This window comes from Salinigranum halophilum, from assembly GCF_007004735.1.
In the GTDB taxonomy this organism is placed as follows: Archaea; Halobacteriota; Halobacteria; order Halobacteriales; family Haloferacaceae; genus Salinigranum; species Salinigranum halophilum.
In genome coordinates this window covers 150,292-174,183 of sequence record NZ_SSNL01000006.1, presented here as the reverse complement: position 1 = coordinate 174,183, position 23,892 = coordinate 150,292, and the positions used below count along the sequence as shown (strand labels likewise).

Here is a 23,892-nt window from a genome sequence, read left to right as displayed (position 1 = left end):
GACCCACTGCGGTCGGCCACCACCCGACAGTGCCGGCGACGGTGGCCGATTCCAGATACTCAGAGATTCCTGACAACGGTTTTTCACTCCTGGCGGAGAACGTGGTTCCATGGAGTTCGACACCGTGTGGCGAGAGCTTCGTGACCGCGGTGAGACGCTCGGCCCCGACGAGGTCCTCGTGACGCCGGGGTCGGAACGACCGTTCGACTGCGTCACGGCGGAGACGGACCGAATCGTCGTCGAGTTCGTCCGCGAAGGCGCGGAGCGGTCCCTCTGGCGGGACCAGTTCCAGGTGCTGTTCGACCGCCTCGAAACCGACGCCGACGGCGTATCGCTCACCGACCTCCCGGCCGGCGTCGAGCCCTACGTGGCGGTGATGAGTCTCTCGTCGCGGTACGGTGTGGACGACGCCGGCGGGAGGTTCCACCGCGCGGGGACGTCGGCGAGCGCGGAGAGCCCGTTCCGCCGGCCGGCGTGGACCGCGCGGACCTCCGCCGAGCGCGTCCGCGACGACGCCGTGTTGCTCGCGGACGCGCTCGAGCGTGAGCACGTCGACGACCCGCGGTCGGTCGAGCCAGCGTCGCTCGTGGACCTGTACGTGCTTCTCTCGGACGTCCAGCACGGAGCCGACCGGTTGCGCCGAGAGCTCGGCGACCTGCTGTTGAACTACATCGGCCCCGACGCGCGCCTGCACGGCCGGTTCGGGAGTGTCCACCGGACGACCCGGGAGCGTCGGCGGCTCAAAGACGAGGAAGCCGTCTTCGACGCGCTCGACGAGCGGGGAATCCCCCACTCGTGGGTCACGGGCATCGACACCGAGAAACTCGACGTGGTGATCGCCGTCACCGACCTGGAGGAACGAGCGGTGTACGACGTCGACGAGCAGGTCTACGTCCAGAAGACGGCCGTCGAAGAGGGTGAGAAACAGTCGCGACTCCAGGGGCTCATGGACCGACTCGCGGGGGTCGAGACGGAGGAAGCGGCGGAGCTCCGAGCCGACATTCGAGCGATCGAAGACCGAATCGACGCGGTCGTCACAGCGGGATGAGACGACCTGCCACCTCCTCCGCACGGGGACGAGGGTGCCGGCCGGGACCCGCGGCTGTCGACCCGCGCGAGCAGCCACCGGTTTCCACGCGGTGGGAACGACCGTCGCGTTCTTTCGTCTCAGTCGCGTATCTCCACGCACAGACCCCGACACACGAGTCGAATCGTTTCCGACCGCATCCGAACCTACCACAGAATCATGGACATCATTGACATCGTCTCGGACGAGTACGTCGAATTCACGCCGGACACCCGGGTCTCCAAGCTCGTCGGAGCCTTCGAGGACCCCGCGCTCAAAGCCGTCGTGGTCCGCGGGGACCGGTTCGAAGGCGTCGTCACCCGTCGCCAGCTAGCGACCTCGCGACACCCGCCGGAGCAGAAGCTCGAGTCGCTCGTGTGGCACGTCCCGCGACTCGCGCCGAACGAGGACGTCCGCCACGTCGCCCAGCTCATGATCGACAGCGACTCACAGGTCCTCCCGGTCTTCGAGGGGCAACACCTCCGCGGCGTCGTCACCGCCGACGACGTCATCCGGGCAGTGCAACCGTTCCTCGAAGCCGCGACCGTGGGCCAAGCCTGCAGCCGTGACCTCGTCTCGGTCGACCCGGAGACCACGTTCGGCGACGCGCTCCATCGGTTCAGAGAACACCACATCACCCACCTCCCGGTCGTCGAAGCGGAGCAAGCAGTCGGGATACTGAGTCTCTACGACGTACTGGACGTCACGACGCGAGCGGCCGACCAGCCCGCCGGTGGCGACCCGAGCGGGACCGACGCGTTCGGCGGCGACCTCTCCAGCAGTGCCGGTCGTGCACGCCGCGGGGGCTTCGGCGCTCGCGAGGGCGAGCGGAGCCGAGTCCTCGACCTCCCGGTGCGTGACCTGATGGTCTCGCCGGTCCGGACCATCGACCCCGAGGCGACGCTCGAGACGGCCGTCGAAGAGATGTTCGCGGTCGGCGGCTCCGCGTTGGTCGTCACCGAGGACGACCGGGCGTTCGGCATCGTCACGAAGACCGACGTCCTCGACGCGCTCACGTGGGAAGCCGGCGGCAACCGGGCGGTCCAGGTGTACGGCACCGACCTGCTCGACGACGTGAGCTACGACGAGGTCGTGTCGATGGTCGAGGGGTTCGACGACCGCGACCACGGCATGAACGTCCTCGACGCGAAGGTCCACCTGCACGAACATGACGAACAGCTCCGCGGGACGCCGTTGCTGCTGGCCCGCGTCCGCCTGCACACCGACCGCGGCCTCTACATCGCCACGGGTGAGGGGTACGGCGCGAAGCACGCACTGAACGAGGCCCGGGATGCGCTCGAGCGCCAGATCCGCGACCGGAAGACCCGCGGCCGGAGCAAGAAGCACCCGGACGAAGCGTACTGGGAGAAGCGCTTCGGCTGGCTCCTCGAAGCCTGAGGCGCTCTCGGCGTCTCCCCGGGTGGAACAGGCAGCGTCGAACCGACCGGGCGGTCGCGACGTCCACTGGCGGGGTCGTTCCGCGTCGGTGTGACGGAGGACCCGAGACGACCCACGCGGCCGACCCACCCGGGTTCGTGCGACTGCGACGCACGGCCCACCCACTCGCGCCGAACACCGCACGACAGGCCCGACATTACCATGCCACCCACCGACTCTCACCGACTCCCCCCCTCGGTCGCGCTGTGGCTATCGGCCCAGCGCACCGCGTTCGGGGCCGTCGCCGACACGGTCCGCACGGCGAGCGTCTTCAGCAGCCGGCTCGCGGACGCGGCGTCGGTCGAGGTCGGACAGACCCCGAGCGAGGTCGTCTATCGGGAGAACAAACTCGAGCTACACCGGTACGAGTCGCTCACCGACGACAGCCACGACGTTCCGCTCCTCGTCGTGTACGCGCTCATCAACCGACCGTTCGTCCTCGACCTCCAGCCCGACCGCTCGGTCGTGCGGCGGCTCCTCGAAGCCGGCCACGACGTCTACCTCATCGACTGGGGTGAGCCCTCGCTGCTCGACACGTCGCTCGGACTCGGCGACTACGTCGACCGGTACCTCGACAACTGTGTCGACGTGATCTGCGAGCGGGCCGGAGTCAGCGCCATCAACCTCCTTGGCTACTGCATGGGCGGGACGCTGTCGGCCATCTACGCCGCTCGCCAGCCCGGGAAGGTCAACGCGCTCGGGCTGATGGCGACCGGGCTGTACTTCGACGGCACGGGCGGAATCCTCGAACAGTGGGGCGGGGGAGACCACTACGACCCGTGGGCGCTCGTGGAGACGTACGGGAACGTCCCCGGCGAGTTCCTCGACGTCGGCTTCGACCTGATGGACCCCGTCGCGAATACGGTCACGAAGTACGCTCGGCTGGCAGACCACGTCGAGAACGAGGACTTCGTCGAGAACTTCGCCCGCATGGAGCGGTGGCTCGACGACAGCGTGGACGTCGCCGGCACGGTCTACGCGGAGTTCGTCGAGGACATCTATCAGGAGAACCGCCTCGCCGAGAACGAACTCGTCGTGGGGGACGAGCGAGTCGATATCGAGAACATCGACATGCCGGTGTTGCAGATCCTCGGCGCGTACGACCACCTCGTCCCGCCCGCGGCGAGCACGCCGTTCAACGACCGCGTCGGGAGCGACGACGTGACGACCATCGAGTATCCGACGGGCCACGTGGGACTCGCCATGTCGACGAGTTCACACCGCGACCTCTGGCCCGAGGTCGCCGAGTGGTTCCTCGACCAGTCGGACCGTCCCGGGTTAGCGGACGTCTTCGGCGAGGCCATCGAGCGCGCACTCGGCGTCGACGTGGAAACCGACGTCACCGTCGGGGGCGTCGACGAGGTGGAGATCAGCATCGCCGAGCGTGACCACGAGGTCGCGCGGGCACTCGTGCACCACGACGTCGTCGCCATCGAGGCGTTCCTCGAAGACACCCTCGACGTGGCAATCGGGCTGGAGACGGGAGCCGACGGAATCGCCGTGACCGTCGAGACGGCCGAGGGCGTCGTGACGACGGTCGTCGGGAACGTCGGAGAGGCGATTCGGACCGAGGTCGAAGAGGCCGTCGGCGACCGCGACGTCGCCGCGTCGTACGACCTCGAGGACGTCGACGGGATCGGGCCGACGTACGCCGGTCGCCTGCGGGCGGCCGGGGTCGAGTCCGTCTCGGCGCTCGCCGTCACGGACTCCCGGCGGGTCGCGACGGCAGCGAAGGCCAGCGAGCAACTCGCCCGGCAGTGGATCACCCGGGCGCGGGCACTCGTCGGTGCGGACGACGACCAGAGGTCGGGCTCCTAACGGCCGTCGCGCCGCGTCGGTCACGCCTCGGCGACGGGGACACACACGCACACACGAGTCAGGCGTCGTCGCGGTCGCCGGTGTCGGTGGCCTCGGCGTCGGCTGGCCGGAAGGTGATGAGTGCGGGGCCGTCGGCTCGCGTCTCGGTGTCGAGGACGACTGGCTCGCCGATGGCGACGTCGGCTGCCGTCGCCTCACGGAGCTGTCCCGAGAGGACGACCCCCTCGTCGAGTTCGCTCATGACGACCGTGTAGGGCGTCTCCCCGTGGAACTTCGGGGTCGTGACCGATATCTCGGTGAACGACAGAATCGTCCCCCGTCCGGACAGGGGTTCTGCGGTCAGCTCGGTCGACCCACACGCCGGACAGACCTGCCGGGGCGGGAGGGAGGCGTCCCCACAGGCCGCGCAGGCGAGACACTGCGGCTCGCCGGCCGCGATGGCGTCCGTGAAGGTGTCGTACCACGCCGGCACGGTCACACACCCCCCAGGATGGTGACCGTGGCGCTCGCACCGCTCCCGCCGACGTTGTGCGCGAGCGCGACCGCCGCGTCGGTGACCTGGTTCGGGTGCACCCCCCGAAGCTGCTTCGTCAACTCGACGAGCTGCCCGATGCCGGTCGCCCCGACGGGGTGGCCCTTGCCGAGGAGTCCACCGGAGGGGTTGACCGGGAAGGAACCGTCGACAGCGGTCTCCCCGTCCACCGCGCCGCGTGCGCCCGCGCCGGGGTCGTACGCGCCCAGCGCCTCGAGCGCCATGACCTCCGCGATGGTGAAACAGTCGTGGACCTCCGCCACGTCGACGTCGTTAACCGTGACCCCCGCCTCGCGGTACGCCTCCTGTGCGGCGCGGGCGGCCGCCGGCGTCCGGCTGATAGACCCCCGGTCGTGGAGCGCCAGCGCGTCGCTCGACTGGCCGGTCCCGAGCACCGACGCCACCGGGTCGAGGTCGCGTGCGGCGGCGAACGCCTCGCTGACGACGACCACGGCGCTGGCTCCGTCGGAGACGGGACAGGCGTCGTAGAGAGCCAGCGGCGTCGCGATAGGCTTCGACTCGACCACCTCCTCGACGGTGAGTTCGCGCTGGAACTGGGCGAGAGGGTTCGCGACGGCGTTGGCGTGGTTCTTGACCGACACGGCGGCGAGGTCCTCCCGTGAGACGTCGAACTCGTGCATGTAGCGTCGGGCCATGAGCGCGTAGATGCCGGGGAAGGTCAACCCCTGTTCGTTCTCGTACATCTCGTCGGCCGCGTTGGCGAGCGCGTCGGTCACGTGCTCGATGTCCGCGAGCGACATGAGTTCGACGCCGCCCGCGAGCACCGCGTCGGCCGCCCCGGATTCGATAGCAAGGACCGCCTGACGGAACGTCGCTCCACCCGACGCGCAGGCGCTCTCGAACCGGACCGACGCCGTCTCGGGTGCTCCGATGGCGTCCGCCAGGAGCGGCCCCATATGCCCCTGGTCCTCGATGAGGTCCCCCATGAAGTTGCCGACGTAGACGGCATCGAGGTCGGTCGGTGTGAGACCGGCGCTGTCGAGCGCTTCGAGTGCGACCTCGCCGAACAGTTCGCGCGACGACGACTCCGCGTGGTCGCCGTACGTCGTACTCGCGCCGCTGGCAATCGTGGCTGGCATCTCGTTTGTCAGTACGACGACTCGTCTCTTAACGACGGCGGCGGGCCCCGAGGTGCAGGGCAGGGGTCGACCACCGGCCACCCGGTTCACGGCGCACGGTGCACGCCGTGCGACGGTCGGTACCCGACGTCTGCGGTGATGCGTGACGTCACCGGACGACTGTCACGGGGACCGACGCGCGTTGGACGACCGTCTGAGCGACGTCCCCGAGGAGGACTCTGGAGACGAACGGTCGCCCGTGACACCCCATCACGATGAGGTCGACGTCGTGGTCGGCAGCGTACGCCGTAATCGCCCGTGCCGGCGTGCCGAACTCGACGACAGTGGTGACCTCGCCCGCGTGGTCGGCGGTCCGTCCGCGAACCTCGGCGAACAGTGTGTCGGTCTTCTCTTTCGCGCGCGCTCGCAGTTCCTCCGGACCGACGAGCATCTCGGCGCTGTAACTCTCCTCGACGTAATCGATCACGTGGAGGACCGTGATGTCCGCGGCGGCGTGGACCTCGGTCGCGAAGTCGAGCGCACGTCGCGCCAGCGGTGACTCGTCCATCGGCACGAGAACGTGGTCGATCATCAGTCGGAGTTCGCCGCCGACAGTAATAGAGACTGCCACGACGGGCCGCGTCGGCCGGCAGCGACCGGGGCGACACTGGCGGGGCCGTTCGGCCGGGGCGTCACCCCCCGCCGAGGAGCACGGGAACGAGTAAGAGAGCCAGGGGGGCGGTGAGGAGTGACACGACGAACGCGACGAACACCAGGCGGTCTTCGAGGAGTCTGTCGTCGACGGCCGCGATGAGGCGGCTGTACCGGTCGTGGACGAGGAGCACCGCCAGGGTGATGACTGTCGCGATGGCGATGAGTTCGAGCACGACGGCCGTACCGACGGCCGATTCGAAGACGACCGCCACGATGAGCGTATCGAACAGCGTCCCGAGGTTCGCGCCGAGGACGTAGGGGATGAGTTCGTCGCGCTCGACGTAGCCGCGGTTGTAGAGCGGGACGATCACGCCGAGCGAGAACGCGACGCTCGTCGTCACGCCAGTGACGAGGAGGCCGATGAGGAACGAGAGCCAGGTGCGCTTGAGATGCCCGAAGAACCGCCGTCGGAGCGTCGCAGTGTCGGCCCTCGCGAGGAGCCTGTCGAACAGCTTCAGGCTCCCGAACAGGACGACGAGGGCGAGCAGGAACGACGCGGTCGGGCCGATACGGGTCGTGATGGCGACGGTGAGCGGGCCGAAGAACTCCGGCGTCGGCACGCCGAGTGACCAGCCGCTCGTGACGCCGCGTGTCGAGCCCCGGAGAGCAGACCCGCCGACGGAGCCGACGACGGTCACCGGGACGTAGATCGAGTGTGTCAGGAGGAAGGTGAGGACTCCCAGACTCACTGCCTTCCGGAGCGAGTAGGTCCGTTTCTGGGCGTAGTCGAGCGCGCCGATGAGGACGACGACGGCCGCGGCACCGAGCCGGGAGCCGGCGATCATCATGAACAGTTGCGGCGCGGTGATGATGTCGGCCGTAAAGAGCGACAGGGCGAGCGCGGCGACCACCGAACCGTTGGCGAGGACGTACGCTCCGAGCCAGCTGAGGCCGAGCGCGGACACGTCGTCGCGAACGACACGGCGGAACACGCGTGCGAGGAGGGGGGCGGCGGCCTCCGTCGCCGTCCCCAGCAACTGGACGGCGAAGAGGAACAGCACGACCGCACCGAACACGCCCGCAGCCAGCGCTATCTGGGAGCGGCGTCTCCCGATGGCGTCGCTCACACCGGGACTCATCGGCGCTCACCTGAGGGTGACAGGGTGTCGAACGCGTCCACCGAGCCACCGTCTGACCGAGACGGCACGCGGTCGCGTTCGAAGCTCCCTGTCATCGGACACCGGGTCGGACACACTGTCGAGTCATCAGCACGACTCCGTGACGGCCCTCGCCGTCACCACCGAGACCCGATGACGGCGTGGAGTGATGCGAGTCGCCCATCGGCCGACGATGATTCACGAGGCCGCCTCGACGACCACCACATCACACTCTGCCAACGCTTCGACCTTCTGGCCGACACCCGAGAAGTGTCTCTCGTGGTCGCCGTGCTCGCCGACGACGATGAGGTCCGCACCGACCTCGTCAGCGTACTCGAGGATGACCTCGTGTGGGACGCCGTGACGGGTGTCTCCCTCGACGTCGATGTCGGTATCGGCGGCCATCTCCGACACCTTCGTGACACACACGGCGGCGTGGTCTTCCGCGTAGATGGTCGCCAGTTCCGCCGAACTGAGTGCCGGTTCGTCGAACCGACGTTCGTCCACCACGCAGATGACGTGCAGCGTCGCGTCTCGCGCTTTCGCCAGGTCGATGGCGTGTTCGGCCGCTGCCTGCGCGTACTCGCTGCCGTCGGTCGCCATCAGAATCGTGACCATGGACGGCCTTCGATACGGAGCGAATTAACTGTACAGCACGGCTTCTACCCCAGTGGCGTCCCCCGAACGCGCCGGAGCGCCCGTCGAAAAATCCAACGAATGTCCGGCTCTTCTCGCCGAGAGACGTGTCAGCACAGTAATATTCAACCCCGGTATATTACACTCATAACCCCGTAATTGACAATCGAACAATAGCTGTGCACAGTTCCCGACCCGGCGACCGGTGCGCGTGGGCGTCGGCGGCGGCCGCGTCCGGGGCATCGGTGTCGCACCGGCAGCGAGGCCCGCACCCGACGCGAGTCTCGGTTCCCACCGACTGGGGAACGGACACGGAGTATTTGTCAAATGAGAACAAATATCGTGGTGCACCATGCCAGTACGCACACTCGCAGTAGACGTTGTCACGGCCAGCCGCACCGCGACAGTCAAAGACCTCGCCCAGCTGATGCTGGACGAGGAACTCGGTGACGTCGTCATCGCGGAGGACGACAAGCCGGTCGGCATCGTCACCGACCGGGACATCGCCCTCGCAGTTGCCCGCTACGACGACCTGACGGAACTGACCGCCGCGGACGTCATGACGGCCGACCCGGTCACCATTCACGAGGACGCCACGGCGGTCGACCTCCCGGCAACGATGGCCGAAGGGTTCGTCCGGCGAATCCCGGTGGTCGACGACGATGGAACGCTCGTCGGGATCGCGACGCTCGACGACGTGGTCGCGACGACCGGGGAGATGCTGAAAGACGTCGCGACGGTCATCGAAGGACAGTCCCGCGACTTCACACCGGAGTGAGCAGTCGTCACCGTCCGGAGGGTGACGCCGTCACACCGCGCCCGTCGCGGGAGACGAAGCCCCGTCGTGAAGCGGGAAGCCCAGTCGCCTCGAGCGCCCGGAGACGCATCGGGGATTCGTCCCCTCGCGGCGCACCTGTTAATATCGCACCCGGAGTACTGGCGGTATGGTTCGAAGGGTTACTGCGGCCCTCGTCGCGCTCGGCAGTCTCGCGGCTGCGGCCGGCGCGTGGACGGTCTACCAGCGACAGACGACCGACGAGGTCCCCTACACCGTCGTTGCTCGGGTCGGCGACGTCGAACTCCGGCGCTATCCGTCGGCGGTGGTCGTCGAGACCGTCGCACCGAGCGAGAACGTGGCGTTCCGCCGGCTCTACCGATACATCACCGGTGCGAACGAAGGCGAGACCGCGGTCGAAATGACGGCTCCGGTGGAGGTGACCCGCGGAGGAACGTCGATTCCCATGACCGCACCGGTCGAGGTCGGCATCCACCCGGCGGCGCTCACGACCGAGGCTGACGAGGGGGGAGCCGACGGGGCCGACGTCAGGATGGCGTTCTTCCTCCCGACGGCGTACGACATCGACACCGCACCCACCCCGACCGACCCGACGCTTGAACTGAGGGCCGTCCCCGAACGGACCCTGGCGGTCCGTCGGTTCTCGTGGGTGCCGAGCGACCGTCGAATCCAGCGCGAGGCGGCCCGACTGCTGGCCGGCCTCGAATCCGCGGACGTGGCCGTCACCACCGAACCGTTCTTCCTCGGCTACGACGCGCCGTGGACGCTGCCGTTCCTGCGGCGTAACGAGGTCGCAGTCGAGGTCGCGGCGAGCGACTGACCGGACCCCCTCGCGTCTCACACTCCCGCTCGAGAGCCGGCTACGTCGGCTACGTCGTGATGTCCCCGTCCATCTCGTGATACTCCCAGACGTGGTCTTCGAGTTCCTCACGGGTTTCGAACTGGTCCCCACACAGTTCACACTCGAACGGTTTCGCGGTGACGTCTCTGTCTTCGCTCATCCCGTCTCCCATTCCGTCCCCGGTCTTAACAGTATGTCGGCCATCTCGGTCTGCAGCCTGCGAACGCGGCTGCTCGGCCTCGCCGTCGGAGCGCTGGCCGAATCGCCCGGCAGGAGCGGCCGAACGGTGTTCGAGTCGGGACCGGTGACCGTGTCAGCAGCGGTCGAGGTCACCTCTCGGGCCACGTGACGGTTCGCGCGCCGACACCGCACGCCGAACGCGAGGCGTGGCCGGGTCGGTGAGACCGGCCGGCCGAGGTCGGACCGAGGGACGAGATGATGCACCGTCACGGCCCGTGAGCGGACTGGCCACGAGGGCCGTTCGAGGCCGTTTCGAGAGTAGTCGTTGCACTCACCGACGTACGCGGGACCGAGACACGGGTCCGGGTCGTCACCCCGGAGGCCAATGCTTCACCAGCTCAGTCTGTGTCACGCGGAAGCTGTTAGAGACCCCGAGTCGCGTGCGAACGAGGATGAGACGGATTCCGACAGACGACGAAGCGTCGCTCCTGAGGCGTCCGCCCGCGTGAGCAGGTGTCGGACAGACGGATACATGCGAGCGTGAGGTCCAATATAAACTGTCCACTCACGTCGCTCGCGACACCCCCTCCCGGAGGCAATAGCGGCGGTGCCTGCGCGACGCGCGCGACGCCCGGTCGGCCCAGGCAGCCCGGCCCGTCGAATCGTTCACTCCGCGGCGAGCCGCAGCGTCGTGTTGGCGAACACCTCTGCACCGCGAACGACGTCGTCCCAGGGGGTGAACTCCGCCTCGTTGTGCGTCTTCCCGTCGGCGCTCGGGACGAATATCATCGCGGTCTCCGCCAGGTCGTTCAGGTACTTCGCGTCGTGGCCGGCACCGCTGACGATGCGCTCCGCGGAGACGTCGGCCTCGGCCGCGGCGGCGTCGATAGTCGCACAGACGGATTCGGAGAACTCCGTGTGTGGGATGCGCCAGATCTCTTCGACCTCGAAGGAGGCACCGATTCGCTCGCAGGCGGCCTCGACCTCGAAGCGGATCTCCTCCACACCGCGGTCGACGACCGCGTCGTCGTAGCTCCGGACGTCGGCGGTGAAGGTCGCCCGGCTCGGGATGACGTTGATGGAGTCGGGTTCGACGCTGATTCGGCCGACCGTCGTGACGGCGTCCTCGGAGAGCCGCGTGGGGAGCGTCTGAATCTCGCCGATGGCGTCGGTCGCGGCGACGAGCGCGTCGGTTCGCGTGTGCATGGGTGTCGGGCCGGCGTGGTCGGCCTCGCCGTCGATGGTCACGTCGAGCCAGCTCATCCCGAACACCCCCTCGACGACGCCGACACTCGTGCCGTGTTCTTCGAGCGTCGGCCCCTGTTCGACGTGAAGCTCCAGATGCGCGTGGACGTCGTGTGCCTCACAGGGGTGGTCGCCGGCGTAGCCGATGCGTTCGAGTTCCTCGCCGACGCTTCGACCGTCGTCGTCAGTGATGGCCAGGGCCTCGGCGGCGGAGATGACGCCCGTGAAGACGCCGCTGCCGAGCATCGCGTGCTCGAAGCGGGAGCCCTCCTCGTTTGTCCAGTTGACGATCTCGATGGGTCGGCGGGTCTCGACGGCCGCGTCCTCGAGCGCACGGAGCGTCTCCAGTGCGCAGAGCACGCCCAGTTGCCCGTCGTATCGGCCCCCGTAGGGCTGCGAGTCGAGATGTGACCCGACGAGCACGGGGTCGGCGTCGGGGTCGGTGCCCTCGCGCCGGGCGAACATGTTCCCGAGTTCGTCGACGCGGACCGCGAGCCCGAGCGCTTCGAGGTCGCGGCGGAAGCGGTCGCGCACCGCTCTGTCCTCGTCGGTGAGAGCGAGACGATGGAGGCCACCCCGCTCTGTGGCACCGATGTCGGCGTAGTCGTCGAAGGTCTCACGGAGGCGGTCGGCGTCGATGTCGAGCATGGCTCTCACTCCCGAGGAGAGCGTCATAACTGTTCGGACGAGGACCGAAACCCGGCCACCGCACGACCGCAGGTGGGCCACGGTGTGTCGGCCACTCGCCTTCTCACGCCGAGGGAACCGGGGCACAGTTATTTTTACTTTGACATTTTACGTTCACACGAGATGCCAGTAACCATCGAAACCGCACTCAAGAGAGGCGTCAACCGAACCGTCGCCCGCAACGGCCTGCTCCTCGTGGGGCTGCTGTTCGTCGTCTCGGTGCTCACCGAAATCGTCGGCCTCGGCGTCGCGCGGTGGGTGACGAACCGTGGCGTGCTCCCCGTCGGCCTCCCGTCTCCCGGTGGAGGAATGGGTCCCGGGATGTCGAGAGAGGTGGGTGCGGCACTCTTCGCCGTTCCACCCGCCGTGGGTGCCGTCGTCTCGCTCCTCGCGGGGTTAGCCACGATCGTCCTCACCATCGGCGCGCTGCGGACCTTCGTGGGCGAGGAGACCGAGCGCCTGCCGACGGAACACTTCACCCAGAACATCGTGTGGCCGGGACTGAACTTCCTCGTCGGTACCATCGTCTTCGCGGTCATCGTCGGGGTCGGCCTCGTCTTCCTCGTGGTTCCCGGCATCTTCCTCCTCGTCGCGCTCGTGTTCTGGACCGTCTCCGTCGCCGTCGAGGACGAGAACTTCGTCGACGGCATGCGGAGCAGTTGGGCGTTGACCCGGGGTCACCGGCTTCGGCTCTTCGGGCTCGGCGTCGCAGTCGTCGTCGTCGAACTCGTCGTCAGTGCCGTGTTCGGTGTCGGGGGGCTCGTCGACGGCGTCGTTGGCGTCGTCCTCGTCCAGTTCGGGAGCGCGCTGACCACGGTCTTCACGCTCGCGACGCTCGCTGCGGCGTACGACCAGCTCCTCGCCCTGCCGGCCGAAGAGGAGACCGTCTCGGCCGAAAGCGAGCGCGACACGACCGCCGCGGCGTAGTCCCCGTGACGACACAGTAATACACGTCGGCCCACGACGGCGTGACACATGCCCTCCCTCGATGAACTGCTCCTCGCAGTCGCACGCCGTCTCGGGCGAATGCGGTCGGACGACCCCCGCCGGTTCACCGGTCTTGTACTCGTCGGGACGATACTCGTCGCCGCCCTCGCGTGGTATTTCCGTCCGTGGCTACACGGCATCGTCTACGGGCTCTATACGACGCCGGTCCTGCCGGTCGCCGCGCTCGTCGGTCTCGGCATCGCGGCGCTCGCCCGCCGACACGTCGGCGCACTCGCGAGCGGTCAGTTCGGATTCGTCGTGTTCGTCCTCGTGCTCGTCGCGGGGGCGGGTCTGACCGGCTTCCTCGCCGGCGAGGACATCGGCAAGACGACGATGGAGCGCGCCACGACGGCCGAGAGTCTGAGCGAAACCGACCCCGCGAAGCCACGAGTGGTGACCAGGAGCGTCGCCTCACGGTACGCCTCGAACACGCTCAACTTCCCGCAGTATCGTATTCAGGGCGGTGACATCACCGTCCGGAACGGCACGCCGTACTGGTCGTACGCCCTGGCTCCCGACGGTGCGTACAACCACTACACCAAACGGCAACACGGGACCGTCCTGGTCGACATGACCCAGCAGAACGCCGAGGTCGACACCGTCGTCGGTGACATAGACAAGGGAATCGGGCCCGCGTTCTACAACAACTACCGGTTCGCGATGCTGAAACAGGCCAACTACCTGGTCGCGTACGGCGACCCGTTCATGGTCGTCCACGAGAACGAACAGTACATTGCAGTCCCGTACACGAAGCCGGAGTTCCACTGGCTGCCGCTCCCCTACACGACGCCCGAGTGGGGCGGCGTGGTGTTGGTCGGCCCGGACGGAGACATCGAAGACCTCTCGCCCGCCGCCGCGCGCGACCACTCGGTGCTCCGAGAGCAGAAGCTCTACCCCTTCGAGCTGGCTCGCGAGAAGGTCGCCGCGACGAAGTATCGCAACGGCATCGTCAACACGTTCACCAGCCACGAAGACGAGATCGAGGTCGCACCGGTCCCCGGCGAGGGGAACGACCAGCCCTTCCTCGTCTTCACGAGCGACGGACCGGAGTACGTCGTCGCGGTCGAACCGTACGGGCAAGCCCAGGGGCTCAAGGAGGTCTGGACGGTCGACAGTCGGACCGGCGAGTACGCGGTCTACTCGCCGTCGCAGTCGCTGTTCGGGGCTCGCAAGGCGACCGACTACGTTCGACAGGCCGCCCGAACGACCGACTGGAATCGATTCACGCCCTCGGAGCCGATCCCCGTCGTCGTCGACGGCCAACTCTACTGGGAGGTGCGGGTCGTTCCGAGCGACAGCAGCGGCATCGCCTACATCGCGTTCGTCAACGCCCGGTCGAGTGACGTCCACGAGGTCAGTACGACGGCCGAGGTGACTGCCTTCCTCGAGGGCGACCGTGTCGCCGCGGCGTCGGGTGACGACGGGGCGACGGCGGGGCGGACGCCCGCGCTCGTCGTCGAGCGGGTCGCACCGAACGGGACGGTCATCGAGACGCTGGAAGTGTACGGTAACGAGAGCGTCCGCGTCGTCCAGGGGAACGCGACCACGACCACGAACGCGACCACGGCCACGACCGAGCCGCCAGCGGCCGGCTGAGCCGGGAGTGAGGGCGTCTCTCGGGCGGTGCACGGCGCGGACGACCGGACGGGCCCGCTCGCGGCTCCGCGTCTGTCCCGTTCAGCACTCGTCGACGACTTCGGTCGCGAACGTCGTCATCGCTCGCTGGGGGTCGTCCGCCTGGAGACCGACGATTACGTGGTCGACGCCGAACGACTCGAGTCGACGGAAGTACGTCCGGAACCACTCGACGCCGGCGCGGTAGCCGAGATGCAGATGTTCGGGGTCGGCCTCGGGGTCGTCTGCGAGTGCGACACGGACCGCGATGAGGAACGGTTTGTCCCCGGCGAGGGTACGCCACCTGTCGAGGTGCGCCCGGAGCGTGTCGTCCGGGAGGTGGTAGAACAGCCAGCCGTCGCCGTGCTTGGCGATCCACTCCGACGACTGGCGGGCGTTTCCCGTCGGCAGGAGGGGGAGCGTCTCGGTCGTCGGCGATGGGAGGACGTCGAGTTCGCCGTCGAGCCGTCCCCACGGCCCGTCGAGCACCGGGAACTCCTCACGCCAGAGCGTTCGGAGGGCATCGACGCTGTCTCTGAACAGCTGTCCTCGGTCGTCCGGGTCGACGTCGAAGGCGGGGTATTCGGGGTCGCGGTCGCCGGAGGCGACGCCGAGGACGAGTCGGCCGCCGGAGAGCCTGTCGACGGTCGCGGCAGACTTGGCGACGTGGATCGGGTGACGCAGTGGCAAGACGACGCTCGACGTCCCGAGCGCAATCGAGTCGGTCTCGGCGGCCACGTGCGAGAGCAGCGGCCACGTGTCGAACGCGCCGCCGGCGTCTCCGAACCGCGGCCAGTACGTCGGCACGTCACGCGCCCAGAGGCCGTCGAAGCCGACCGACTCGGCGTGACGCGCGAGCCGCATCTCGCGCTCGACGGCCGGTGTCGACTCCCGGACTCCCGTGAGGGGGAACCCGATGCCGAACGACAGCCCGTCGCGGTCGAACAGTCGTCGGTAGCCCGCGTTCGCGTGCGGCAACTCCGTCATGGTCCGCTCTCACAGACGGAGACGGATAGGCACTCGCATCCCGCACAGTCGGTTCCGAGTCTCATCGGTGGACGGACCGCGCCGGCGGTGGGGGCGCTCAGTCCTGGCGCGGCCGGGTGAAGAAGGCGATGGCGGCACCGAGGAGCGTGAGGTTCTGGAGGAACGACGTGAGCTCCTGGTCCCGTGAGTCGTCGTCGACGGCCCAGAAGTCGTGCATGAGCGGCGTCACTCCGAGGAAGAACGTCGCGACGCTGGCCGCAGAGAGCCTCGGGAGTTTCCAGGTGCCGATACCGATACTGCCACCTAAGAGGAGCCCGCTCGCGACGGGGACGAGTGTGTCTGCCGCCGGGACGCCTTTCGCGTCCGCGTAGGCGATGCGTCCGTCGAGGTTCGTCAGATTGCGAATCGCGAGGGCCCCCAGTCCGCTCGCGAAGAGGAGTCGGCCCAGAAGCGACGGGGCACCGTTGTCGGTCGTGTCAGAGTCGGACATCGTCCGGATGGAGAACCGCAGACGGGTTAACGCCTCCTCTTTCCGACGTCTCTGCCGGGATACCGACCCGGCACGTCCCGGGAGACGGCGTGGCGTTCGAATCGAGCCCGAAGACGTGGGCCGACCCGACGAGCCCCTCGACGCCCCGACGCGAGCGGGGCCGGTGTGACACCGGCGATGGGTTCCGTTCTCGCGTCACAGGAATCTCCGGTCCGCTACAAGTCGTCGGCGCGCCTCCTGTCCGTCATGAGACCGGAAAACGAGTGGTTCAAGCCCGAGAGACTCACGCGGTACTACTTCGCCGTCGAGGCGTTCGGATTCGCGCTCGTCCTCGCCGTCATCGGCCTCCTCGCAGTCAGTGGAATCCTCGTCGAAATCGCGTGGTGGGTCCGCGTCGCCGGTGGGGTGCTCGTCGTGGTCGCGTTCGGCTTCGTTACGTGGTGGATTCCGGCGTTCTTCCGGACGGCCGACTATCGGCTGACCGACGACGAGGTCGAGTACCGGCGCGGGGTCTTCTTCCAGCAGAAGACGACCGTTCCGTACAACCGGATTACCAACGTCAACGCCGTGCAGGGGCCGCTTCAGCGCCTCGTCGGCGCCGGGTCGGTCGGTGTCCACACGGCCGGCTACGGGGGGCAGACGGGCGCTGAGCTCACGGTCGGAGGAGTCGGTGACTACGAGGAGATCAGAGACCAGATACTCGGCAAGGTTCGCCGGCGACCGGCCGAGGCGACAGACGGCGACGACCACGCCGCCGCGGACAGCCCCGTCACGGCGAGCACACGAGCCGAGTCCGAGGGCCAGTTCGGCGCGCTCCTCGACGAAGTCCGGCGTATCAGAGAGCTCCTCGAACAGCAGCGCGACCGGACCGCCTAGTCCGCCACCGCGTTCCGTGTTCGAGACGCTCGGCGGCACGCGGCCGGTCCACGGCGAGCGCCGCGGCGGTGCAGCGTCTGTGGACAGCGGTGAGAGCGGGGTTGGATAGGTCGCAGCCGCGGGTGGTGCGAGGCTCGGAGCGGGGTCCTGTCGGCGCCCGACGACGAACTTGGGGGCGAAGAGGGGAGCCACGAGGAGACACGATAAGGCGACAGTCGCGGCCACACGGAGGACGCCGGCCGCGCGCCGTCGGTCCGTCGGGAGGGATTCGACGATACCGGACAGGGCGAACCGGACCATCACGACGAGGTGCCAACTGAGCGGGAATCCGTTTTCGGGACGCGCGGTAGAGGTGACGCTCGAGTGTCAGTGAGCAGACATGCCGGAGACGACGTTGAGACAGTACACCCCGGCGACGATGAGTGCCAGACCGACGAGCCCCGCGAGGTCGACCGGCTCATCGAACGCGACGACGCCGATACTGGCGATGGCGACGATTCCGAGCGCGGCCCACGTTCCGTAAACGACGCCGACCGGCAGGTCCTCGAGCGCGAGCGAGAGCAGGTAGAAGGCGGTCCCGTATCCGACGAGGACGCCCAGGCTCGGCAGCGGACGGGAGAACCCCTGTGAGAGTTTCAGTGCGGTCGTCCCGATCACTTCGGCCAGAATCGCGGTTCCGAGGATGATGTACGGGTGCATGCGAGCCCGTTACCGTCGCCGCCTCGTGACGGTTTCGGCGGTGTCGACAGGGCGCGACACGTCGGGGTGTCCTTACCGACGGCGCACGCACCGGGCGGTGCCGTGACCGGCCCGGGGACGCGACGGCGACCGGCCGCGTCGGCGCGTCTCGGTTACTGCGCCTGGGTGACGGACCCCTCCTCGTGGGGCTGGACGACGACGAACCCGTCCGAGCCGGTGAACTCCATCTGGATGGCCTCGCCGGAGGTCTGGCCGATCTCGAATCGTTTGTTCATCTCGAAGGAGGGCGAGAGGTGAGCGCTCCACGCGACGGTCGCGTCGGGGTCGGTAGACACCGGCGGCGTGATGACGAGCGGGTCACCGTGCGTCGAGATGGCGACCTCCCCGGGGCCGGAGAGGTACACGTTCGTCAGGCCGCCGGCCGCCATCCCCGAGAGACTGCTGACGGTGTTGATCTCGTATTCGACACTCGACTCGAACGCGAGGACGTCGTCTCCGTTGACGGAGAGGGCCTCGTCCGCATCGAGGTCGAGTATCTGTATCTTCTTGCTCTGCTCGGCGATGTACAGGCGACCGGTTCCGTCCGCTTCCATGATGGGCGTTCCCTCGCCGCTCACAGCCTCCTTGACGAAGCCGGTCAGCCCACCTTCGGCCGACGACTTCCCCGTGAACGTCACGTCACCGGTGTACGCGACCATCGACCCCGCCTTGACCATCACCGTGCCGTCGAGGGAGATGTTCAGCAGGCGGTTGTTCTCCTTCTGGAAGCCGTCACTCTCGTCGACAGGCGCGCTCGAGCGGGTGAACTCTTGTAGGTCCATGACTCCAGCCAACGGGTTTGTTTCGTGTCAGGATAATCGTCATGAAGACTCAAAATCCGCTTTGTGAGAGCGATTCACACCCTCGTCGGTCCCGGCGACCACGACGCGAGGGGGCACGAGCGAGTGAGAGCGTCCGTCCGGTCACGAAGCTGAGCGACACGGGCGGTCCGCCGCCAGCCGCCCGGCTCACCAGACCGTCGGGCGACCGGCACGGGCTTGCGAGAGCGTCTCGGTCGCGAGTCAATCGTCGGGGGTGCCGCACGGAGGCGAACGGTGCGGTCGTCCCGGGTCGACAGGGGCGGTCGTGGGCTGTTCTCCGGTGGTGATCCGAAACTCGAGACGCCGACTCGTGGGTGCGTACACGGTCATCGCCTTGCCTTTCGAGGAGTACCACGTGCCTGCGTCGGTGATGAGGTCCGCCTCACCAAGGTTCTCGAGGTGGTAGTGGACGTTCTGCAGCGACGTGTTCACGCGGTCGGCGAGGTCCGACGCAGTGGCGGGGCGTTCGGCGAGGGCAGCGAGGATCTCTCGGGCCTTCTCTGAGGCTAACGAGTCCAAGACCGCCGTGGACTCGTCGTCACCGAGGACCATCGCCGACTCGGACCGCGGCGTGTGTTCGATGGAGGGCCGAAGTGGGAGGGGTCGTGACATGGTCTCGCGTCTTTGGGGGGACTGTGTGAGCCGGGAGGTTCACTTTGTTCGGCTCGTACCGAACAAACGAACCAAACAATTTAGTACTTACGCTTCCCTGGTGTCGGTGATGGCCGAGAAACAAGCGGACACCTCGATCACCCCCGTTCGCCGGCAATGACGGACGACGAAGCAGCCGCCGCGAGGGAGGACGTGATCGAATCGATCGAGCGCTCGGCGGAGATATACGGCCTCAGTCGGAGCGCCGGCCGCGTGTACGGGGTTCTGTACTTCGCCGACCGCCCGCTCTCTATTGCCGACCTCGTCGAAGAGACCGGGTACGCCAAGTCCACGATCAGCAACGTGACCCGGAAGCTCACCCGGCTCGGGCTGGTCCACCGCCGGTCGTCCGAGGGCGGTGGTCGTCGGGTCCGCTTCGCCCCCGAAACCGACCTGTGGTTCGTCGTCCAGGACGTGCTCCAGCAGTACGTCGACCGGGAGATGGAGATGACCCAGCGGACGCTCGACCGAGCGCTCGAAGACGTCGACCAGTTGGAGACGGCTGAGTCGGCGTCCGTTCGCGACGACATCGAAGCACTCTCGGCGACCTACACGCAGCTACAGGCCCTCTTACGACTGGCGACGCGTCACTCGCCCGAGGAACTGCTCAGCGCGGTGCAGCAGGCAGAGGATAAGTAAGGGGCCACGAGACGGGCGGCTGCCCGCGAACGCTTACCACGAGACGGTGTACGTACACTCGTCGCCGCCGTTGCGACGACACACCTCCCCTCGCTCCTCCACGAAGACGAACGACTCGACCGGGGCGTTGTGTCTGGCGACGGCGCGAATCAGTCCGCGGTCGAACGGGCACGGATACGGGTTCTTGCACGTCACCCGTCCGACCCGGTCGTCGACCCGCTCGAACCGATACGCTCCGCTCGAACTCCCGCGGTGGTTCAGCTGATACGCCTCGTCGATCGCCGCGAGGCCGTCCTCGACGCTCGAGCCACCGGTGGGCCACTCGACCACGTCCGGGATCTGCTCGCCGAGCCGGTCGAGGATGTGGGGCTCCGTCTCCTCGGCGATCTTCTCGAACGTGTTCAGCCACGCCTGCTGGGGGTACCACTCGTCCGGGGACGGGTGGTCGACCCCGTTCTCGGCCAGCGCGTCGAGCGCCAGTTGCCGATACTCACGCGAGAAGCGCGTCAGTGCGTCGTCGACCACCGTTCGGATGGTCTGTCCGTGTACCTCGATGTCGGAGTCGAACGCTTCGTACACAGCCATTGTCAGGTGTTTCGGTCCGGGTGGGAAAGTTCCACCGTCTGCGGACGGAGCAGGTCGAACCGCCCCCTGCACGACCACGGGAAGAACCGAAGCGCCGACCGCCGCTACGCGTCCGGTTCGGAGACCGCGGTGACGTAGACGCCGGCCAGCTCCGTCTGCTCGACCGTCAGCGTCACCTCGTCGTCCTCCTCGAGACGCCGGTCGGTCACGACGGTCACCGCCTCGATCGGGTCGCGGCGGATGAACGCCGAGATGAGCGCCAGGAGCGAGGGGTGGCCACCGCGACGGAGGACGACCACGTAGCGCGAGTCGGCCAGCGCTCGGAGCCGCGGCTCCAGGTCGTGTTCGTCCAGTTCGTCGGGAGGAATCGCGTGCAGGACCGCTCCCGTGATCGTCTCGGTCATGAACACAGAACGGGGGCGACACGAAAGAAGGATGCGTTATCCAGCGAGACGCGCGGACCGCCGGCCCCGCGGGCACGGGTCCCGTGAGACGTCACTGACGGGAGGGTCACGGACGGGAGACGTCCAGTCATCGCGGCGGGCAGCCGTCGAACAGGGTCCGCGAGGACCCCTGACCGACACGGGCACCCACATGCTACTTGAGCACACGTAACGTACAATGGGCGACACATGATGGGTTCGTCGCTCGAAACCGTCGAATTCCTCGCCCGGTCAGAACACCGCGTGGAGGTGCTCGACGCCCTGGCCGACGGTCCACACACCCGTGCGGAACTCCGGGAGCTGACTGGCGCGTCGTCGTCGACGATCAGTCGAACGCTCCGCGAGTTCGAGAACCGCTACTGGGTCAGACGGGAGGGTCACAGCTTCGAGGCCACGTCGATGGGTGCGTTCGTCATCGAGGGGTTGGTGACCCTGCTCCAGCGGCTGGAGACCGAGGAGACGCTGCGTGAGGTCATGCCGTGGTTCCCGTCCGCGGACGTCGATTTCGCCGTCGTTCGCTGTTTGGGCGACGCCGAGGTCGTACAGCCGACCGAGAGCGACCCGATGGCACCGGTCAGGCGCGCGGGTCAGCAACTGCGGGCCGGGACCCGGCTCCGATTCCTCACGACGCAGGTCACGGTCCGCTACTTCGAGGTCGTCAGAGAACGAGTCACCAGCGACGGGATGGAGGTTGAGGGAGTGGTGACGCCGCGAGTCTACGACACGCTCGTGAACGACAGCGCGATGGCAGCGGTGTACCGTGACCTGCGTGCGGCGGACGGCGTGAGCCTCCTCGTCGCCGAGGAGGTGCCGTTGATTCTCCAGATAATCGACACCAGGGTGGGAATCGGCCTCGTCGACGAGGCGGCGAACCCCCGGGGGCTGATCTGCAGCGACGCCGACCGCGTCCGCCGCTGGGCCGTCGACACGTTCGAGACGTGCCGCGACGGGGCGGAACCGGTCTCCGAGCCGTAGTCGCCCACTCGGTCTTCGGTGCGCGATGGCCTACGAGACGAGCGCGTGGAGAGGGGTCACTCGATTGCGCGCAGTGGGCCGCGTGCACCGTCCGCACGTCGGGCGTCAGGTGGGCGAACCTCACTAGACGCTTATATCGTCGTCCCCGTCGAAGCTGTTCGTGACACGGAGGAAACACGATGGCAGGAGACACGCAGAACGACTGGAGCATCAGCGGAGAGTTCGTCGAGGCCTGCAACTGCTCGGCACCGTGTCAGTGCCTGTGGAACGAGGCCCCCGACGACGACGAGTGTACCGCGGCCCTCTTCTGGCACATCGACGAGGGAGTGTACGAGGGAACCGACCTGAGCGACCTCACGGTGGGCGTGCTCCTCTACGACCAGGGCCTCCTCTTCGAGGGCGGGTGGGACCTGGTCGTCCTCGTCGACGAGGGAGCGAGCGACGCACAGGCGACCGCGCTCGAAGCGATATTCATGGGCCGGGCCGGCGGTGTCATGGGTGCGGTCGCCGAACTCGTCGAGGAGGTGAAAGACACCGCGGTGGTGCCGATCACCTACGACAGGGAGAACGGCCACCTCTCGGTTGCGGCGGGTGAGATCGTGGCGATCGAGGCGGACGCCATCGATGGCTTCGAGGCCACCCCTGGGGAGGTGTCTCCCCATCCGCTCACCGTGCCGTCGATGACCGCGAACACCGGTAAGTCGACGACGGCGACCGTCTCGTTCGACGACGAGTTCGCCTGGGACGTGTCCGGAAACAACTCCTACTTCGGTGAGTTCGAGTACGGAGCGTGACCGAGACGAGTCAGGAGCGCGAAGCCGCATGCACGTACTCGACGGGGTGAGAGAACGCATCGACCGCGGCAGCGTCCCGCTGGTCGCGCTCGCGACGTACGCGCTGGCGCTGGTGGCGTGGGTCGTACTCGTCGAGCGGTGGCTCCCGATGCCCGCGACGGGGGTGGAGGCGGGACTGCGGATGTCCGACCCGGGTGCTCCCGAGGCGCTGGCGCTGGCGAACGGGCCGTCCGGTGTCGGACTCTACCTGCTGATGTGGGCCGTGATGATGGTCGCGATGATGTACCCCGCGACCGTCCCGCTGTTCCGGCTGTACAACGGGACGGTACGGGGGGCGACGACGGCCGAACGGACAGCGCGGCTCGGCGCGTTCATGGGGACGTACGCGTTCGTCTGGGGACTCACGGGAATCGTGCCGCTTGCGGTGAACCGCGTCGTGCCGGTCGCCACCGTCGCCGACGAACGCGGAACGGTCCTGTTGGGCGGGGCGCTGCTGGTGGTGGCCGTGTATCAGCTCTCCGCCGCCAAGCGTCGGTGTCTCGAGTACTGTCGGTCACCGCTCGGGTTCCTCACAGAACAGTACCGTCCCGGTGTCCGCGGCGCAGTACGGCTGAGCGTCCGGTTCAGCGTCTTCTGCATCGGGTGTTGCTGGGCGTTGATGGGGCTCATGCTCGTCGTGGGCTCGATGAACCTGCTGTGGATGGCCGGCATCACCGTGGTCATGTCGCTCGAACGGGTGGTGTCGTGGGGCGACCGGCTGGCGACGGCGACCGGACTCGTCGCCGGTGTCGTGGGGGCGGGACTGCTCGTGATGGGTGGGCTTCCGCTCGCGGGGTGACCCGCGCGGAACGCCCGCCGCGTGACCCGCGTGTCACTCGACAGTGAGTCGGTCAGCGTCGTCTCCGAGTCGCCCTCGCGTGAGCACGATGAAAGAGAGCGCGGCGAGCAGACCCCGACGTCGACCGCCACCAGTACCGTCATGACTTCGGCATCGCGTCTTCGACGCTTCACCAACACCTTCGGAAAGCCGAGCGGACGCTGTTCGCAGTACTGGTCGGGGCGGACGACACGGCCGCTCCCGCCGGGTCGTGACGGTGGGCCACAGCGCGGGCTCGTGGGAATCGGTCAGCCGGCCATCCGGGATCTCCGAGGCGGTCGTGGCGA

At 67.8% G+C, this 23,892-nt stretch carries 27 protein-coding genes and 1 pseudogene; 14 read left to right on the top strand and 14 right to left on the bottom strand.

Going from position 1 to position 23,892, the window contains the following annotated elements; genetic code table 11:
* Positions 1–109: 109 nt before the first annotated feature.
* The 3 genes from E6N53_RS16230 (at position 110) to phaC (ending at position 4,321) form a co-directional block, all read left to right on the top strand.
* The gene (locus E6N53_RS16230) at positions 110–1,048 is read left to right on the top strand and encodes a DUF7983 family protein (protein ID WP_201741170.1); all 939 of its coding nucleotides are present in this window, start codon (positions 110–112) and stop codon (positions 1,046–1,048) included.
* A 198-nt stretch (positions 1,049–1,246) separates the two neighbouring features.
* Positions 1,247–2,464: a CBS domain-containing protein gene (locus tag E6N53_RS16225; protein ID WP_136591040.1), complete on the top strand. Its 1,218-nt coding sequence runs from the start codon at positions 1,247–1,249 to the stop codon at positions 2,462–2,464.
* A gap of 201 nt (positions 2,465–2,665) precedes the next feature.
* The gene (gene phaC / locus E6N53_RS21290; RefSeq protein ID WP_142860571.1) at positions 2,666–4,321 is read left to right on the top strand and encodes a class III poly(R)-hydroxyalkanoic acid synthase subunit PhaC; all 1,656 of its coding nucleotides are present in this window, start codon (positions 2,666–2,668) and stop codon (positions 4,319–4,321) included.
* 58 nt (positions 4,322–4,379) lie between these two features.
* Here phaC and E6N53_RS16215 read toward each other — a convergent pair whose 3' ends face one another.
* From E6N53_RS16215 to E6N53_RS16195, 5 genes are all read right to left on the bottom strand, one after another.
* Entirely contained in the window at positions 4,380–4,799 is a 420-nt protein-coding gene (locus tag E6N53_RS16215; RefSeq protein WP_236642385.1) for a Zn-ribbon domain-containing OB-fold protein, read from the bottom strand.
* Positions 4,796–5,953 (bottom strand): thiolase domain-containing protein, encoded by a 1,158-nt coding sequence (locus E6N53_RS16210; RefSeq protein WP_142860570.1) that lies wholly within the window; start codon positions 5,951–5,953, stop codon positions 4,796–4,798. Before E6N53_RS16210 ends, E6N53_RS16215 begins: the two co-directional genes overlap by 4 nt.
* Before the next feature lie 148 nt (positions 5,954–6,101).
* Positions 6,102–6,524: a universal stress protein gene (locus E6N53_RS16205; protein WP_136591191.1), complete on the bottom strand. Its 423-nt coding sequence runs from the start codon at positions 6,522–6,524 to the stop codon at positions 6,102–6,104.
* A gap of 100 nt (positions 6,525–6,624) precedes the next feature.
* On the bottom strand, positions 6,625–7,725 hold the full coding sequence (locus E6N53_RS16200; RefSeq protein WP_136591043.1) for a sodium:phosphate symporter: 1,101 nt from the start codon (positions 7,723–7,725) through the stop codon (positions 6,625–6,627).
* Between the two features lie 216 nt (positions 7,726–7,941).
* Complete coding sequence (locus E6N53_RS16195) at positions 7,942–8,361, bottom strand: universal stress protein (RefSeq protein ID WP_142860569.1); 420 nt, start codon at positions 8,359–8,361, stop codon at positions 7,942–7,944.
* Positions 8,362–8,731: 370 nt separating this feature from the next.
* Here E6N53_RS16195 and E6N53_RS16190 point away from each other — a divergent pair, with 370 nt between their 5' ends.
* Both E6N53_RS16190 and E6N53_RS16185 read left to right on the top strand, forming a co-directional pair.
* A complete protein-coding gene (locus E6N53_RS16190; RefSeq protein WP_136601371.1) occupies positions 8,732–9,157 on the top strand; it encodes a CBS domain-containing protein in 426 nt (141 codons plus the stop codon).
* Positions 9,158–9,323: 166 nt separating this feature from the next.
* On the top strand, positions 9,324–9,995 hold the full coding sequence (locus E6N53_RS16185; RefSeq protein ID WP_142860568.1) for an SOUL family heme-binding protein: 672 nt from the start codon (positions 9,324–9,326) through the stop codon (positions 9,993–9,995).
* A 49-nt stretch (positions 9,996–10,044) separates the two neighbouring features.
* Here E6N53_RS16185 and E6N53_RS21480 read toward each other — a convergent pair whose 3' ends face one another.
* Positions 10,045–10,176 (bottom strand): hypothetical protein, encoded by a 132-nt coding sequence (locus E6N53_RS21480; protein WP_268951715.1) that lies wholly within the window; start codon positions 10,174–10,176, stop codon positions 10,045–10,047.
* Positions 10,177–10,209: 33 nt separating this feature from the next.
* Here E6N53_RS21480 and E6N53_RS20805 point away from each other — a divergent pair, with 33 nt between their 5' ends.
* The gene (locus tag E6N53_RS20805) at positions 10,210–10,365 is read left to right on the top strand and encodes a hypothetical protein (RefSeq protein WP_161596578.1); all 156 of its coding nucleotides are present in this window, start codon (positions 10,210–10,212) and stop codon (positions 10,363–10,365) included.
* Positions 10,366–10,862: 497 nt separating this feature from the next.
* Here E6N53_RS20805 and E6N53_RS16180 read toward each other — a convergent pair whose 3' ends face one another.
* On the bottom strand, positions 10,863–12,089 hold the full coding sequence (locus E6N53_RS16180; protein ID WP_136591047.1) for a Zn-dependent hydrolase: 1,227 nt from the start codon (positions 12,087–12,089) through the stop codon (positions 10,863–10,865).
* Positions 12,090–12,251: 162 nt separating this feature from the next.
* On the opposite strand from E6N53_RS16180, the gene E6N53_RS16175 reads away from it, so the two are divergent.
* Complete coding sequence (locus E6N53_RS16175; protein ID WP_142860567.1) at positions 12,252–13,055, top strand: DUF7847 domain-containing protein; 804 nt, start codon at positions 12,252–12,254, stop codon at positions 13,053–13,055.
* Between the two features lie 48 nt (positions 13,056–13,103).
* Entirely contained in the window at positions 13,104–14,711 is a 1,608-nt protein-coding gene (locus E6N53_RS16170; RefSeq protein WP_201741169.1) for a hypothetical protein, read from the top strand.
* An 81-nt stretch (positions 14,712–14,792) separates the two neighbouring features.
* Here the strand turns inward: E6N53_RS16170 and E6N53_RS16165 are convergent, their stop codons facing one another.
* The gene (locus E6N53_RS16165) at positions 14,793–15,716 is read right to left on the bottom strand and encodes a TIGR03571 family LLM class oxidoreductase (protein WP_142860566.1); all 924 of its coding nucleotides are present in this window, start codon (positions 15,714–15,716) and stop codon (positions 14,793–14,795) included.
* 97 nt (positions 15,717–15,813) lie between these two features.
* Positions 15,814–16,206, bottom strand: a complete 393-nt coding sequence (locus tag E6N53_RS16160; RefSeq protein ID WP_136591049.1) for a DoxX family protein — start codon at positions 16,204–16,206, stop codon at positions 15,814–15,816.
* Between the two features lie 246 nt (positions 16,207–16,452).
* On the opposite strand from E6N53_RS16160, the gene E6N53_RS16155 reads away from it, so the two are divergent.
* Entirely contained in the window at positions 16,453–17,082 is a 630-nt protein-coding gene (locus E6N53_RS16155; RefSeq protein WP_142860565.1) for a PH domain-containing protein, read from the top strand.
* Positions 17,083–17,448: 366 nt separating this feature from the next.
* Here E6N53_RS16155 and E6N53_RS16150 read toward each other — a convergent pair whose 3' ends face one another.
* The 3 genes from E6N53_RS16150 to E6N53_RS16140 all read right to left on the bottom strand — a co-directional run bounded on the left by E6N53_RS16150 (position 17,449) and on the right by E6N53_RS16140 (position 19,253).
* Entirely contained in the window at positions 17,449–17,781 is a 333-nt protein-coding gene (locus E6N53_RS16150) for a DMT family transporter (protein ID WP_142860564.1), read from the bottom strand.
* 152 nt (positions 17,782–17,933) lie between these two features.
* A complete protein-coding gene (locus E6N53_RS16145; protein WP_142860563.1) occupies positions 17,934–18,602 on the bottom strand; it encodes an AIM24 family protein in 669 nt (222 codons plus the stop codon).
* Positions 18,603–18,842: 240 nt separating this feature from the next.
* The gene (locus E6N53_RS16140) at positions 18,843–19,253 is read right to left on the bottom strand and encodes an ArsR/SmtB family transcription factor (protein WP_142860562.1); all 411 of its coding nucleotides are present in this window, start codon (positions 19,251–19,253) and stop codon (positions 18,843–18,845) included.
* Positions 19,254–19,409: 156 nt separating this feature from the next.
* On the opposite strand from E6N53_RS16140, the gene E6N53_RS16135 reads away from it, so the two are divergent.
* A complete protein-coding gene (locus E6N53_RS16135) occupies positions 19,410–19,931 on the top strand; it encodes a GbsR/MarR family transcriptional regulator (protein ID WP_142860561.1) in 522 nt (173 codons plus the stop codon).
* A gap of 33 nt (positions 19,932–19,964) precedes the next feature.
* Here E6N53_RS16135 and E6N53_RS16130 read toward each other — a convergent pair whose 3' ends face one another.
* Positions 19,965–20,516, bottom strand: a complete 552-nt coding sequence (locus E6N53_RS16130; RefSeq protein WP_142860560.1) for a hypothetical protein — start codon at positions 20,514–20,516, stop codon at positions 19,965–19,967.
* Between the two features lie 104 nt (positions 20,517–20,620).
* Positions 20,621–20,920: a DUF7526 family protein gene (locus tag E6N53_RS16125; protein ID WP_136591057.1), complete on the bottom strand. Its 300-nt coding sequence runs from the start codon at positions 20,918–20,920 to the stop codon at positions 20,621–20,623.
* A 228-nt stretch (positions 20,921–21,148) separates the two neighbouring features.
* Here E6N53_RS16125 and E6N53_RS16120 point away from each other — a divergent pair, with 228 nt between their 5' ends.
* The 4 genes and pseudogenes from E6N53_RS16120 to E6N53_RS21655 all read left to right on the top strand — a co-directional run.
* Positions 21,149–21,934, top strand: a complete 786-nt coding sequence (locus E6N53_RS16120; RefSeq protein ID WP_142860559.1) for a helix-turn-helix transcriptional regulator — start codon at positions 21,149–21,151, stop codon at positions 21,932–21,934.
* 179 nt (positions 21,935–22,113) lie between these two features.
* Positions 22,114–22,728, top strand: coding sequence for a DUF1326 domain-containing protein (locus tag E6N53_RS16115; RefSeq protein WP_142860558.1), 615 nt, complete (start codon positions 22,114–22,116; stop codon positions 22,726–22,728).
* 28 nt (positions 22,729–22,756) lie between these two features.
* A complete protein-coding gene (locus E6N53_RS16110; protein WP_142860557.1) occupies positions 22,757–23,566 on the top strand; it encodes a DUF2182 domain-containing protein in 810 nt (269 codons plus the stop codon).
* 146 nt (positions 23,567–23,712) lie between these two features.
* Positions 23,713–23,820 (top strand): annotated as a pseudogene (locus tag E6N53_RS21655) (helix-turn-helix domain-containing protein); the annotation flags it as partial.
* Positions 23,821–23,892 lie beyond the last annotated feature (72 nt).